15 protein-coding genes and 1 pseudogene are annotated in these 13,486 nt (G+C 65.3%); 4 read left to right on the top strand and 12 right to left on the bottom strand.

What is annotated here, in order from left to right; genetic code table 11:
* Positions 1 to 82 precede the first annotated feature (82 nt).
* From MPARV_RS26145 to MPARV_RS0115165, 4 genes and pseudogenes are all read right to left on the bottom strand, one after another.
* Positions 83 to 136: pseudogene (locus MPARV_RS26145) on the bottom strand (hypothetical protein); the annotation flags it as partial.
* Between the two features lie 48 nt (positions 137 to 184).
* The gene (locus MPARV_RS0115155) at positions 185 to 1,366 is read right to left on the bottom strand and encodes an acetyl-CoA C-acetyltransferase (protein ID WP_012224825.1); all 1,182 of its coding nucleotides are present in this window, start codon (positions 1,364 to 1,366) and stop codon (positions 185 to 187) included.
* A gap of 100 nt (positions 1,367 to 1,466) precedes the next feature.
* Positions 1,467 to 2,456, bottom strand: a complete 990-nt coding sequence (locus MPARV_RS0115160; protein WP_012224826.1) for a zinc-binding dehydrogenase — start codon at positions 2,454 to 2,456, stop codon at positions 1,467 to 1,469.
* An 18-nt stretch (positions 2,457 to 2,474) separates the two neighbouring features.
* The gene (locus tag MPARV_RS0115165) at positions 2,475 to 2,948 is read right to left on the bottom strand and encodes a CBS domain-containing protein (protein WP_012224827.1); all 474 of its coding nucleotides are present in this window, start codon (positions 2,946 to 2,948) and stop codon (positions 2,475 to 2,477) included.
* Positions 2,949 to 3,090: 142 nt separating this feature from the next.
* Here MPARV_RS0115165 and ccrA point away from each other — a divergent pair, with 142 nt between their 5' ends.
* From ccrA to MPARV_RS0115180, 3 genes are all read left to right on the top strand, one after another.
* Positions 3,091 to 4,440: a crotonyl-CoA carboxylase/reductase gene (ccrA, locus tag MPARV_RS0115170; RefSeq protein WP_012224829.1), complete on the top strand. Its 1,350-nt coding sequence runs from the start codon at positions 3,091 to 3,093 to the stop codon at positions 4,438 to 4,440.
* A gap of 47 nt (positions 4,441 to 4,487) precedes the next feature.
* Positions 4,488 to 4,889, top strand: a complete 402-nt coding sequence (mce, locus tag MPARV_RS0115175) for a methylmalonyl-CoA epimerase (protein ID WP_012224830.1) — start codon at positions 4,488 to 4,490, stop codon at positions 4,887 to 4,889.
* A 73-nt stretch (positions 4,890 to 4,962) separates the two neighbouring features.
* A complete protein-coding gene (locus MPARV_RS0115180; protein ID WP_012224831.1) occupies positions 4,963 to 5,352 on the top strand; it encodes a hypothetical protein in 390 nt (129 codons plus the stop codon).
* A 12-nt stretch (positions 5,353 to 5,364) separates the two neighbouring features.
* Here MPARV_RS0115180 and MPARV_RS0115185 read toward each other — a convergent pair whose 3' ends face one another.
* The 8 genes from MPARV_RS0115185 to dnaK form a co-directional block, all read right to left on the bottom strand.
* Entirely contained in the window at positions 5,365 to 5,628 is a 264-nt protein-coding gene (locus tag MPARV_RS0115185) for a hypothetical protein (RefSeq protein ID WP_020378899.1), read from the bottom strand.
* A 342-nt stretch (positions 5,629 to 5,970) separates the two neighbouring features.
* Positions 5,971 to 7,245 carry a glycosyltransferase gene (locus tag MPARV_RS0115190; protein WP_020378900.1) on the bottom strand — a complete coding sequence of 425 codons (1,275 nt, stop codon included), beginning with the start codon at positions 7,243 to 7,245 and terminating at the stop codon, positions 5,971 to 5,973.
* Between the two features lie 24 nt (positions 7,246 to 7,269).
* Positions 7,270 to 7,482 (bottom strand): hypothetical protein, encoded by a 213-nt coding sequence (locus tag MPARV_RS0115195; RefSeq protein WP_031278791.1) that lies wholly within the window; start codon positions 7,480 to 7,482, stop codon positions 7,270 to 7,272.
* Positions 7,483 to 7,685: 203 nt separating this feature from the next.
* A complete protein-coding gene (locus MPARV_RS24915; protein ID WP_012224842.1) occupies positions 7,686 to 8,000 on the bottom strand; it encodes a hypothetical protein in 315 nt (104 codons plus the stop codon).
* 421 nt (positions 8,001 to 8,421) lie between these two features.
* A complete protein-coding gene (locus MPARV_RS0115215; RefSeq protein ID WP_012224844.1) occupies positions 8,422 to 8,829 on the bottom strand; it encodes a heat shock protein transcriptional repressor HspR in 408 nt (135 codons plus the stop codon).
* Between the two features lie 23 nt (positions 8,830 to 8,852).
* Positions 8,853 to 9,980: a molecular chaperone DnaJ gene (gene dnaJ / locus MPARV_RS0115220; RefSeq protein WP_020378903.1), complete on the bottom strand. Its 1,128-nt coding sequence runs from the start codon at positions 9,978 to 9,980 to the stop codon at positions 8,853 to 8,855.
* Between the two features lie 50 nt (positions 9,981 to 10,030).
* Positions 10,031 to 10,672, bottom strand: coding sequence for a nucleotide exchange factor GrpE (locus MPARV_RS0115225; protein ID WP_012224850.1), 642 nt, complete (start codon positions 10,670 to 10,672; stop codon positions 10,031 to 10,033).
* On the bottom strand, positions 10,669 to 12,498 hold the full coding sequence (dnaK, locus tag MPARV_RS0115230; protein WP_012224851.1) for a molecular chaperone DnaK: 1,830 nt from the start codon (positions 12,496 to 12,498) through the stop codon (positions 10,669 to 10,671). Before dnaK ends, MPARV_RS0115225 begins: the two co-directional genes overlap by 4 nt.
* Before the next feature lie 225 nt (positions 12,499 to 12,723).
* Between dnaK and gpmA the strand changes: the two genes are divergently transcribed.
* The gene (gpmA, locus tag MPARV_RS0115235) at positions 12,724 to 13,476 is read left to right on the top strand and encodes a 2,3-diphosphoglycerate-dependent phosphoglycerate mutase (protein ID WP_012224855.1); all 753 of its coding nucleotides are present in this window, start codon (positions 12,724 to 12,726) and stop codon (positions 13,474 to 13,476) included.
* Positions 13,477 to 13,486 lie beyond the last annotated feature (10 nt).

Below are 13,486 nucleotides of genomic sequence, written 5' to 3' on the forward strand. Positions count from 1 at the left end.
TTTGGTCGAGCCAGGCGACCGGTGTTGGAGTGGGATTGGCCGTGTTGATGCCGTTGTTGGTGGTGTCGCCCAACTGCCCGGCGCTATTGAGGCCCCAGCATGAGACGGTGCCGTCTGCGAGCGCGCACGTGTGATCGTCGCCGGCGACGCCTCGTCTACCCCAGGGTTGGAGAACTCGGTCGGCTCAGACGGTGCGGACGATCATGGCGTCGCCCTGGCCGCCACCGCCGCACAGCGCAGCGGCACCAGTGCCACCGCCACGCCGCTGCAACTCGTTGAGCAGCGTCAAAACGATTCGGGTGCCGGACACGCCCACCGGGTGGCCAATGGCGATCGCCCCGCCGTTGACGTTGACGATGTCGTCGGAGATACCCAGGTCGTTCATCGACTGACAACCGACGGCGGCGAAGGCCTCGTTGAGCTCGAACAGATCGACGTCCTCAACCGCCAGGTTGGCCTTGGCCAGTGCGGCCTTGATCGCCTGGGCGGGCTGGGAGATCAGCGAGGCATCGGGGCCTGCAACCTGGCCGATCGACACGATCTCGCCCAACGGGGTGAGGCCCAACTCCTTGGCCTTGGCAGCCGAGCACACGATGACGGCGGCGCCGCCGTCGGAGATCTGTGAGGCGTTGCCCGCCGTGATGTTGCCGTCCTTGGCGAATGCCGGGCGCAGCTTGCCCAGCGACTCGGCGGTGGTGCCAGGACGCACGCCCTCGTCGGCCTCCAACAAGATCGGGTCGCCCTTACGCTGAGGAATCGCCACCGGGATGATCTCGTTGTCGAACTTGCCGTCCTTTTGGGCGGCGGCGGCGCGTTCGTGGCTCTGGGCCGACAGATTGTCCTGGACGTCGCGGTTCAGGCCGGCTGCGGCGGCGTACTTTTCGGTGGATGCGCCCATGGCCAGCTCATCGATGGCGCAGAAGAGGGAGTCGTGCATCATCGAGTCGACGACGGTCTTGTCACCCATTCGCATGCCCGAGCGGGCCTCGCGCAGCAGGTACGGAGCATTGGTCATCGACTCCATGCCCCCGGCGACGACAATCTCTGCCTCTCCCGCCTGGATGAGGAGGTCGGCCAGCATGATCGTGTTGATGCCGGAGAGACACACCTTGTTGATGGTGGTCGCGGGCACATCGAGGCCGATGCCGGCGGCGACTGCTGCCTGGCGGGCCGTGATCTGGCCTGCGCCTGCCTGGAGCACCTGGCCCATCAGTACGTAGTCGACCTGATCGGCTGAGATGCCGGTGCGCTCGAGGGCGCCAGCGATGGCCTTGCCCCCCAGCTCTGCGCCGGAGAACCCGGCGAGCGAGCCGGAGAACTTGCCGAACGGAGTGCGTGCTCCGCCGAGGATGACTGAACCTGCCATGGAAACTCCCAGAGTGCGTTTTGGGGCGCTGTGTGCGCGAGACGTCCTGTCGGACCTGCCACGTTACCCGCCGGTAACTCGGCGGGTCACCCCGGCCACTTCAGCCCATGGTGAGGGCGAGCTTGCCGAACACGTCGCCCTCGTGCAGTTTGGCGAACGCGCCGGCGGCGTCGGCCAAGGGGTAGGAGGCATCGACGATTGGACGAACCCCGGTGACGTCGAGGAACGATAGCAGTCGTTCCAGCTCGTCGCGGGTGCCCATGGTGGAGCCGATCACCGACAGTTGGAGGAAGAAGATGCGGGTCATCTCGGCAGGGGAGGGATCGCCGCTGGTGGCCCCGCAGACCACGACGGTGCCACCCGGCCGCAGTGAACGAATCGAATGCCCCCACGTGGCTGCACCCACGGTCTCCATGACGGCATCCACCTTGTGGGGCAGGCGCGCACCCGAGGGGAAGTGGGCATCGGCGCCCAGTTGGTCGACGGCGGAGGCACCCTTGGCCTCGTCGCGCGAGGTGACCCACATGCGCAGGCCCATCGCCGAGCCGAGCGCGACGAGCGCAGTGGCCACGCCTCCACCGGCGCCCTGCACCAGCACCGTGCTTCCAGGGGGAAGCGCAGATCCGGGGGCAATGCCGCTCCGCGTGGTCAGCATGCGGTACGCGGTGAGCCAGGCCGTTGGGAGGCACGCAGCCTCCTCGAAGCTGAGTGACGCCGGCTTGGGCACCAGGTTGCGCTTGGGTACGGCCACCCGCTGGGCGAAGGTGCCAGGGTGGCGTTCCGACAGGATCGAGCGCTTGGGGTCGAAGGTTTCGTCGCCGCGCCAGTTGTGGTCGCCCACCAGCGCGTGCACCACCACCTCATTGCCTTCGGCGTCCAGCCCGGCACCATCGCAGCCCAGGATCATTGGCAGCCGGTCGGCAGGAAGCCCGACCCCCTGAAGCGACCACAGGTCGTGATGGTTCAGCGTGGCCGCCCGAAGCTCCACCGTGGTCCAACCCTCGGGCACCTCCGGTTCGGGTCGTTCGCCCACCTCCAGTCCACTCAGTGGGTCGTGAGATGACTGCGAGACGGCGGCAACAGCAAGCATGATTGCGAAGCTAGATGGTCAGCGTCCGGTCTGGATGTACTCGGTGATCTGCTCGTTCTCTTCGGCCAAGCGGGCCTTCTCATACTCGAGCTGGTCGAGCCGCGACTTCACCACATCGCCAATGGAGATGATGCCCACCATCTCGTCGTCGGTGGTGACGATGAGATGGCGAATGCGGCTATCGGTCATCTGACGTGCCAGATCCGCCAGCTCGTCGGTCATCGCGCAGGTGCGTAGCTCGGTGCTCATCACCTCGGAGACGGTGCGAGCCAGCACATTGGTTGACTCCTCGGCCAGGCGCCGGACCACATCGCGTTCGGAGATGACGCCAACGATGCTCGACCCGTCGGAGGTGACCACCAGCGCGCCGATGTTGTGCTCACGCAGCGCCGCTACCGCGTCGGCCACGGTGTCGTCCGGCTTGACCGTGGCGACCGGGCCCGAGTTTCCCGCAACTGCTGTTTTGCCCTTGAGTACGTCGTTGACGTTCATGGCTTCCCCCTTGTGCCCAACCTACCCCCCGTGTCGATCACGTGCGTTGTGGTGAACCACGACGACTTCAACGCGACTTTTGTGCCCGCGAGGTGAGGTCGGAGTTCGATGGTCGAAGCTACCGACCAGTAACCTTGCACGAATGCAGGAGATTCTCGACGCCATCCAGTCCGACGCCTCCGGCGAGGACATCGCCAACCTGGCCATTCCCGAGAGCTACCGGGCGGCACACGTGCTGCGCGAGGAGCAGGCGATGTGGGACGGTTACGAGTCGGCCGATAAGGACCCCCGCGAAACCCTGCACGTCGACGAGGTGGCCACACCCGAGCTGGCCCCCGACGAGGTGTACCTGGCGGTCATGGCCAGCTCGATCAACTTCAACACGGTGTGGACGTCGATCTTTGAGCCGCTCCCGACCTTTGCGTTCCTCGACCGTTTGGGCAAGGAGTCGGTGTGGGGCAAGCGTCACGCCCTCGATTACCACGTGGTCGGCTCGGATGCCTCCGGCGTGGTGGTGAAGGTGGGGTCGGCCGTGCGCAACTGGAAGCCCGGCGACCGGGTGACGGTGCACTGCAACCACGTGGATGATCAAGACCATTCGGCACACAACGATTCGATGCAGGCGGCCAACCAGCGAATCTGGGGCTTTGAAACCAACTTCGGTGGTCTGGCCGACCTGTCGATCGTGAAGGCCAATCAGCTGATGCCCAAGCCCACCCACCTCAGTTGGGAGGAGTCGGCGGTCAATGCACTGTGTGCGTCCACGTCCTACCGAATGCTGGTGGGTGACAACGCCGCTCGCATGAAGCAGGGTGACAACGTGTTCATTTGGGGCGCCACCGGCGGCATCGGCGCCTACGCCACCCAGTTGGTGCTCAACGGTGGTGGCACTCCGGTGGGTGTGGTTTCGTCGCCTGAGCGGGCCGAGCTCCTCAACGCAATGGGTTGCGAGTTCGTCGTCGACCGCAAGGCCGAGGGTTACCGGTTCTGGTCCGACGAGCACACCCAGGACGAGCGTGAGTGGCGCCGCCTGGGCAAACAGGTGCGCGGCATGCTGGGCGACGATCCGGACATCGTCTTCGAACATCCGGGCCGTTCCACCATGGGTGCGTCGGTGTTCATCACCAAGCGCGGCGGCAAGATCGTCACCTGTGCCGCCACCAGCGGCTACATGATCGAGTACGACAACCGCCACCTGTGGATGAAGCTGAAGAGCATCATCTCGTCGCACTTCGCCAACTACCAGGAGGCCTGGGAGATGAACCGGCTGCTTGGAACCGGTGCCATCGTGCCGGTGATGTCGGACGTGTTCGCGTTGGATCACGTTGGCGACGCCGCCCTGAAGGTTCACCGCAACGAGGCCGAGGGCAAGCTGGGTGTGTTGTGCCTGGCGCCCGAGGAGGGCCTGGGCATCACCGACCGGGCGAAGCGCGAGTCGGTCGGCGAAGACCGCATCAACCTGTTTCGACGGATGGCCGCTTCAAAGGCCTGAGCGGCCCGTCCGCCACCGCCACCCGTCACGACCGAGAGGACCCCCACATGTTGCTGACCGAAATCGATCACGTCGCCATCGCTGTTCGCGACCTGGACGCGGCGATCGCCTACTACGCCGAAGCCTTTGGTGCCGAGGTGGCACACCGGGAGATCGTCGAGTCCGACGGGGTCGAGGAGGCGCTGGTGAAGGTGGCCGAGAGCTACATCCAGTTGACCGCCGCAACCCGCCCCGATTCGCCGATCGCCAAGTCGATCGAGAAGCGCGGCGAGGGTCTGCACCACATCGGCTACCGCGTGGACAACTGCGCTGAGGCCTTGGCCTCGATGGTTGCCGCCGGCGCCACGGCGATCGACAAGGAGCCCCGCCCAGGGTCCCGTGGCACCACGGTGGCCTTCGTGCACCCCAAGGGCAGCTTCGGCACCCTCATCGAGCTCGTCCAGGAGTAGCGACCAACAAAACACCTTTCGGATCCGCTGATTCCCATCTACCCTTCGAGTTGACAGAATTTCGGGGGGCACGATGACAAAGCTGCAGCGATTTGAGCAGGCCAACCACTTTGAGTTCAGCGGTGAAGGACTCTCAGGCATGTTGGACACCAACTCGATAGACGGACAACCGTTGGGGTCGGTCACGGTGGACGGTGTCGAAGGACGGATGGTGTCCATCAGGCAGGGCCCCGGCGGGTGGCATCTTGATGCGGAACTTGTCGCCATACCCGACCTTTCGGTGGAGACGGTGCAGGTCGTGCTTCCTCAGGTGAACCTTGAGGGTGAGGCGGTGAGCTTCAACGGTTACGCGGTGCTGCTGACGACGCGCACGAGCATTGGCGGGGCCGCCTTGGTGCCGGGCCCTCTCCAGCACTACGAACTTCGAGGTGCCTCCGGGGTGGCCACCCTGGTCTACAGCTAACGGGGAGCCCCGTTAGATCTTCGGGGAGGTGGCGCCGCCGTGGACACTCACGTCGACGTGCAGCGCCAAGCATGTTCCCTGGGTCATCACCAGCTCCTCGAGGGTGCGGATCCGGTCTTTGGCCCGTTCGAGCTGCGCTTCGAGTTCCCGCACCCGGATCTTCGCCTTGTCCTTCCCTGTCGCTTTAGGGCCGGGACGTTTGGTGCCCAACGTGCCGGCGTCGATCTGTTGGCCCCACCGCCACACCAACGACTGATAGGCACCCTCACGGCGCATCACCTGACCTCACCCCGCCCGGTCGGCGTGTCAGCAGCCCGATAGGCCGCCATGCTTCCTCCTGGAAGGCTCGATCCCGGCAACCTGTTCTCCCTCATAACGACTTGAGCATGCTCATCTGTTGCATCGCCATTTCCCAACGCTGAACCTGGACACACGGAGGTGGTCATGATCCGTCATGTCCGATGTTGCCTCGACCGTCGAGGGGACTGGCGAAGCATGCTCAGATCGGCAACTCGGCACGGCTTGTGGCCCCATGAGACCAAGGAGACCTCCAGCGTGAGGAGGCGTCGACCTGCTTGGTCGGGTTGAGGTCCCTCGTGGTCTCTTGAGGTGTTCCTGTCAGGAACTCGTCGAGTCCAGGATGCGTTCCAACTCGGTGATCGTTCGGGCGGTGCCGTCCTCCTGGGAGATCTGTTCGGAGAACGCCTGTGCTCGCTCGGTGTAGCCGTTGGCGGGGTTGAGGATCGTAGCCACGGCCTTGGGTAGATCGCGTTTCCTCCGAACCCAGGCGCCTGTGCCGAGCTCCTGTTGGCGACGGCCGTGTGCGACCTGGTCGAAGAGGCAGGGGGCGATCACCGACGGGACACCGGCGAGGAGCGCGAGGCTGTTCGTTCCGTGAGCCCCGGAGTGAACGATGGCCTTGGACCGGCGGAGTAGCGGGGCGAGCGGGATGAACGGGCGGACGAGGTGTTGGGCGCCGACGCGTTGGGCAAGATCTGCTGCGAGGTCGTCGTTGGATGCGAGGACCACGGCTCGTTCCCGGTGGGCATCCAGGGCGGCAAGGGCCTGGTCGAAGACCTGTGGCTGCGCCGATGCGGCGCTGGTGCCCAGGGTCACCACGACGGGTGCGTCACCTGCGTCGAGGAATTCGGTCACCTCGCTGTCGAGCCGTCCACCATCGGGCCCTTCCCAGGGGGTGAACCCGACCATCGTGTAGTTGTCGGGCCAATCGGGCCGGGGCGGGTAGTAGGCCGACGGGACCAGAGCCAGGTTGGCCAACGGGGACAGCCGGGCGTCCATCACGTTCCAGCCGTCGTTGCTCAGCCCAAGCTGCCGGCGGAACGCCCGGAAACCCTTGGCGCTGAACATGGGGTCCATCAGCCGAGACCGCATTCCACGAATCAGCATGCGGTTGACGCGGCGGCCCGGGTAGGGCAGCGAGCTGATCGGGTCGTACTCGGACAACATGATCATTGGGAACAGGTCCCCGACAACCAACGGCACGTCATGGAGCTCGGCGGCCATCGACCCGCTCACTGCGGCCGCGGGATGCGAGAACAGCAGATCGGCGTCCGCCACCTCTGCTTCCAGCGCCGCGTGTAGCTGCGGTAGGTACGGGATGGTGAGTTCACCGAAGTAGAGGTGCAACATCAGGCCGCCACCGAAGCGTTTGCCCCACCGAGCTACGTACGGTGCGTGCTGGTCGAGCAGCTTTGGGCCGTAGTCCGTCCCCGATGACGCACACCGGAACGGCTCGGCTGCAAAGAGAGGGTGGTACTCCTCCGGCACGACGAAGACCACGTCGTGGCCCGCTCGAGCGAGGCCGGACGCAATCGGAACGTACGGGAACACATCACCCCGGTACGCCATCGAGTACACCACGATTTTGGCCATGGGCAAGGCCTTTCCGATCGGTGTTCAGGAAGAGATTGCGCCGATCGTAACCGCGATCAGGATCAGCACGAACGCTGCAATCATGATCTTGATCAGCGTGTCACGGCCGAGGCCCCGGGCGAATGCGCCGTACGCGTCCACCTGGCCCATCGGGGTGATGACGTCGTCCGGAAGATTGGACGTCAGGGGCCGCTCTTCGGAGTAGGCGACCTCCGGTGGTTCAAAGTCTTCGTCCATGATCGAATCCCACGTTGGCGGCGTCAGTAGTTGGTGGCGCTCCGGAAGGTCCTGGCAGTGTTGAACGTCGCCAACGGGCAAATCCATACCTTGTTCTAGGTTCAGGTTTCACCTTACAGAAGCTGCCCGCCAAGCGAAAGGTCCGGAGCCGACCTTTCGACTCCGGACCCCTCGTGATCTTTCAAACCGCTGAGCCTGGTCGCTCAGTTGGCGGCGGCGTTGAACTCGGCGGCGCGGCGGCGACGCTCGTTCTTACGTCGCTTCCAGAACGACTGCTTCCAGTGCTTGGTGCGATTTGGTGGTGCCGGCACCGCATTGGAGGTTGGCATCTCGTGGTCCTCGCGGTAGCCGTGCGTCGGGTGTGGCCGATCGAGCACCACCTCCTCCACGTCACCCTCTTCGACGGCGACGTGGAGGTCCTGACGGACCTTCTGACGCAACCGTCGATGTTCCCGCTTACGGTCCTCTCGGGCCTCGGGAATGACTGAGGTCTGAGACTTCTGATGCCGTTGGGACATCCGCTTCCTCCTCGTGTTTGGCCATGACCCCCCGGCCACGGCACTCCCCACCATAGGAGGTGGACCACGGCTCGCGTGTCGCGTACCGCCAGAAGGCTCAACCAGCTGACGGTTCGTCAGAAAGTGGACGTTGACACCTGCGGCCGATCCGTTCATCCTGGGAAGTGGGCGATGCCCTACGGGGTGATCGTCGGACCGGTCAGCCGGTCCCAAGAAGTCATCGAGGGGGGCACAAGCTGCTCTGATGGCGCCGAGATCGGGATCGATTCCCCGTCCAAAGCGTGAGCCGGATGCATCGATGTCGAGGCCGTGATCTTCACGATCGCCGTCTCGACACGATCACCGGGCTCTCCCACCCACAGGACGGCGGAGCGGTCCTGGTTTCGCGCGCGGGTTGTCGTCGCTGCGGCGCCAACCTGTGTCAGCGGGTCCGGCCGGGCCGGTTGTCTCGGTAGAGCACCACGTCCTGGCGCAGCGGAACCAGGTCGCGCCGCTGGGCGCGGAGCTGTTCCGCCGCCGCTGCACGGGTGTCAGCGAGGGCCCGATTGGCCTGTTCGCGGAGCGCTTCGGTCTCTGCCCGGGCCGCCATGAGTTCGGTTTCGAGTTCCAGTACCCGTTGCACTCCCATCAGGTTCAGGCCCTCGTTGGTCAACTCCTGAATACGGCGGAGCAGATCGATATCGGACTGGCTGTAACGACGGCTGCCGCCGCCGGTGCGGGCGGGATCCACCAGGCCCTTGCGCTCGTAGATGCGCAACGTCTGGGGATGTACTCCCGCCAACTCGGCGGCCACCGAGATCACGTAGACGGCTCGGTTCTGATCGTGCATGACGGGGTCACCTCCTCAGGTGATCAAGCATCGTCGGCGCTCCGTGGCGACGGGATGATCTCTTCGAGTTGTTCCAGAAGGGCTCGTTGTTCGGTGGTGAGGTTTGTTGGGGTGGCGATCTCGACGGTCACCAACAGGTCGCCGGTGCCCTTTTGGGTCTCCACGCCGCGGCCCTTCACCCTGAAGGTCTTGTGAGTGGGAGTGCCTTCTGGGATGCGAAGCGTGACACCGGTTCCGTCCAGCGTGGTGACGCGCAGCTTGGTGCCGAGCGCCGCCTCGGTGATGGAGATGGGCACGCCGAGTTTTAGGTTGAGGCCGTCGCGGGTGAAACGGGGGTGAGCCGCCACGTGCACCCGCACCATCAGGTCGCCCGGTCCGCCCGGGCCGGAGGCACCCTTGCCTGCGACCCGAATGGTGGCGCCGTCGTTGACGCCGCCGGGGATACGGATACGAACTTCGCGAGGTTGACGTACCTTGCGGCTTCCTCGACAGCGCGCACAGGGATTGTCGATCAGTTGTTTCGACCCGTTGCATTTTGCGCAGGGGCGACTGAAGCCGAAGAACCCCTGATTCTCCTGGGTGACGCCCTGACCGTTGCACTCGGGGCAGATGCGCGGGGTGGTGCCTTGAGCAGCCCCGGTTCCCTTGCAATCGGGGCAGGGGGCGTCGGTGCCAAGTTGAACCCCGGTGGTCAGCCCCCGGACGGCGTCCTCGAAGCTGAGATGGACGTCGGTGAGCAGGTCGGCGCCCTTGGCAGGTCGCGTTCGACGTCCGCCTCCGGGTGCCCCCCGGTTGAACAGTCCGCCAAACAAATCACCAAGGTCACCTGCCTGGGCGCCGTCGAAGCCCATGCCGCCGGGGGAGAACCCACCGAAGCCTCCGCCTCCGAACCCGTCGGGCCCCGCGCCGGTGGCGGCCAGCTTGCGAACCTCGTCGTATTCGGTTCGCTTGGACTCATCGCCCACCACGTCGTAGGCGGCGGAGATCTTTTTGAAGCGCTCCTCGGCCTTGGGGTCGTCCGGGTTGGCGTCGGGGTGATTTCGGCGCGCCAGCTTGCGGTAGGCGCTGGTGATCTCTTTTGCCGTCGCTGTGGGGGAGACGCCCAGCGCGTCGTAGTAGTCCTTCTCAAACCATTCACGTTGTGGTGCCACCGGGTACCTCCTTCAGCATGTGTTCGGGGCGAGGGAGTCGTCGTTGATACCTACGAACGCACCTTCACCATGGCCGGGCGGAGCAGCCGCTGACGCCACAGGTAACCGGTGCGCATGATGGCGGCCACCATGGGGTCCTCCTCGTCACCCTCCTCGGACAGCACGGCCTCGTGAAGGTTGGGGTCGAACAGAACTTCGACGTCGTTCACGGGGGCCAGGCCCTGACGCTCGAGGATGGTCAACAACTTCGTGGCGATGGGCGCCACGTCGTCGGCTCCGTGGGAGGCCGCCAGGTCGCAGTCATCGAGCACCTCCAACAGCGAGCGAACGAGGTCCTCCGCCGCCCGATCCTGTTGCTCGGACCGCTGTGCCTCCACGCGTCGCTTGTAGTTCTCGAAGTCGGCCTGGATCCGCTGTGCGAGCGACCTCATCTCGTCGCGTTCGGCCGAGATGGTCTCCACCAGCTCGGCGCACTCGTCCAGTTGTTGCTCGACGGTGTCGCCGGCAAACGAGGTGGTGGCCACCCTGTCACCGGTGGCTCCGTCCTCACCATCCCCGCTCTCGGTGGGAGTGACGAAACCGTCGTTGCTCCCACCGGAATCGGGACGCTCAACCGGTGAGCCATCGGCCGCCCGGCTGTCGGCGGCCGGGAGGTCGGGTTCGGCCTCGGACGCCGAGCCGTCGTTGCTCATGACTCGTCCTCGTCCTCGACGATTTCGGCGTCGACAACGTCGTCGTCGCCCGCTGCGTCGGTGGTGTCACCAGAGGTGTCGCCGGCCTGGGCTGCCGCCTCGTAGATCTGCTGGCTGAAGCGCTGGCTGGCGGTCATCAGACCTTCGGTTGAGGACTTGATGAGCTCCAGGTCGTCGCCCGCCAAGGCCTCTTTCAGTGAGGCGAGGGCGTCGTCGGTTCCCTTGCGGTCCTCGTCGGAGATCTTCTCGCTGTGCTCACGCAGCAGCTTTTCGGTCTGATACACGAGGGTGTCGGCCTGGTTGCGGGCTTCGGCCTCCTCCTTGCGGGCCTTGTCTTCGTCGGCGTGGCTCTCGGCGTCGCGCATCATCTGGTCGATCTGGTCCTTGCTCAGCGAGGACTGCCCGGTGATGGTGATCGACTGTTCCTTGTTGGTGGCGCGGTCCTTGGCCGCCACGTTGACGATGCCGTTGGCGTCGATGTCGAAGGTGACCTCCACCTGCGGCACACCACGTGGGGCGGGTGGCAGGTCGACCAGTTGGAACTTGCCCAGCGTCTTGTTGTAGCTGGACATCTCCCGCTCGCCCTGCAGCACGTGGATCTCAACCGATGGCTGGTTGTCCTCGGCGGTGGTGAACACCTCGGTGCGTCGGGTGGGAATGGTGGTGTTTCGCTCGATGAGCTTGGTCATGACGCCACCCTTGGTCTCGATGCCGAGGGACAGCGGCGTGACGTCCAGCAGGAGCACGTCCTTGACCTCGCCCTTGAGGACGCCGGCCTGGATGGCGGCGCCCATGGCCACCACCTCGTCGGGGTTGACGCCCTTGTGGGCGTCCTTGCCCAGCAGGTCGTGCACCATGTCGGCAACGGCGGGCATGCGGGTTGAGCCGCCCACCAGGATGATGTGCTCGATGTCGTTCTTGGACATTCCGGCGTCGGTGATCGCCCGCTCGAAGGGCACCTTGCATCGCTGCAGCAGGTCGGAGGTCAGCTCTTGGAACTTGGCGCGGGTCAGGCTCTCATCGAGGTGCAGCGGGCCGTTTTCGTTGGCCGTGATGAACGGCAGGTTGATCTGGGTCTGCTGAACCTGGGACAGCTCGATCTTGGCCTTTTCAGCAGCCTCCTTGAGGCGCTGCATGGCCATGTTGTCCTTGCTCAGGTCGATGCCGTGGGCGCCCTTGAACGTCGCCACCAGCCAATCGATGACCGTCTCGTCCCAATCGTCGCCGCCCAGGGAGGTGTCGCCGTTGGTGGCCTTCACCTCGAAGACACCGTCGCCGATCTCCAGGATCGAGACGTCGAAGGTGCCGCCGCCCAGGTCGAAGACCAGCACGGTCTGGTCGGCGCCGTCCTTGTCGAGCCCGTAGGCCAGCGCGGCGGCGGTGGGCTCGTTGATGATGCGCAGGACCTCGAGCCCGGCCACTGCGCCGGCCTCCTTGGTGGCGGTGCGCTGGGCGTCATCGAAGTAGGCGGGCACGGTGATGACGGCCTGGGTGACCGTGTCGCCGAGGTAGCTCTCGGCGTCCCGCTTGAGCTTCTGCAGGGTGCGGGCCGAAATCTCCTGGGAGTTGTACGCCTTGCCGTCGATGTCCACCGACCAGTTGGTGCCCATGTGGCGCTTCACCGAGCGGATGGTGCGGTCGGGGTTGGTGATCGCCTGGCGCTTGGCGACCTCGCCCATCAGCACTTCGCCGTCCTTGGCGAATGCGACCACCGACGGGGTGGTGCGGCCACCCTCGGAGTTGGGGATCACGATGGGTTCGCCGGCCTCCAGCACGCTGACGACCGAGTTGGTGGTTCCGAGGTCGATTCCTACGGCTTTTGGCATGGCGGGGGCTCCTTGTTCGTTGCTGTCTGTGGGGCTGGGGGGTTCGTCTCCCAGGAAGCATGCCCGCCGGTGTCGGCGACAACAACCTCCTGGTAACGGAAGGCAGGATAAAACTTGAGTGCCCCATTATCAAGTCGCGTGGGGGGGTCAACTTCGTGGCGTTCGTCACGCCGGTTGGTGGCTCCGGATAGGCAGCGGACCCGGCGCACCTGCCAGCATGTGCCCATGGAACTGGTGCTGCTCCGTCATGGACAAAGCGAATGGAACGCAGAAAACATCTTCACGGGATGGGCCGATGTGGACCTCTCCGACGTGGGCATGGTGGAGGCGGTCGAGGCCGGCGGCCTCATGGCCGAGGCGGAGGTGATCCCCGACGTGGTGCACACCTCACTGCAGAAGCGGGCCATCCGCACCGCCGAGGAGTCGCTGCGGGCCATGGACCGCCAGTGGGTCCCGGTGCGCCGTCACTGGCGGCTCAACGAGCGCCACTACGGCGCGCTACAGGGTCGAAACAAGGCCGAGGTGAGCAGCGAGGTGTCGGCCGAGCAGTACCACGAGTGGCGCCGGAGTTTTCTCGTGCCGCCACCGCCGGTGGACTACGACTCCGAATACCACCCGGTGAACGACCCTCGGTACTCCGACGTGCCCAGCGAATTGCTGCCGGCATCGGAGAGCCTGTCGATGGTGCTGGATCGGGTGTTGCCCTACTGGTTCGATCAGATCTGCCGCGACCTCCACGCTGGACGCACCGTGCTGGTCTCGGCCCACGGCAACTCGCTGCGGGCACTGGTGAAGCATCTCGAGGGCATCAGCGATGCGGACATCGCCGAGCTGAACATTCCCACCGGCGTGCCGATGCGCTACGAGTTGGGCGGCGACTATCGCCCCCGAACCACGATGCCCATCGAGGACCGTTATCTGGGCGATCCGGATGCGATCGCCGCAGCCGCCGAGGCGGTCGCCAGCCAGGGCCGCTAGAGCAGCCAAG

The organism is Candidatus Microthrix parvicella Bio17-1 (assembly GCF_000299415.1).
Lineage (GTDB): Bacteria > Actinomycetota > Acidimicrobiia > Acidimicrobiales > Microtrichaceae > Microthrix > Microthrix parvicella.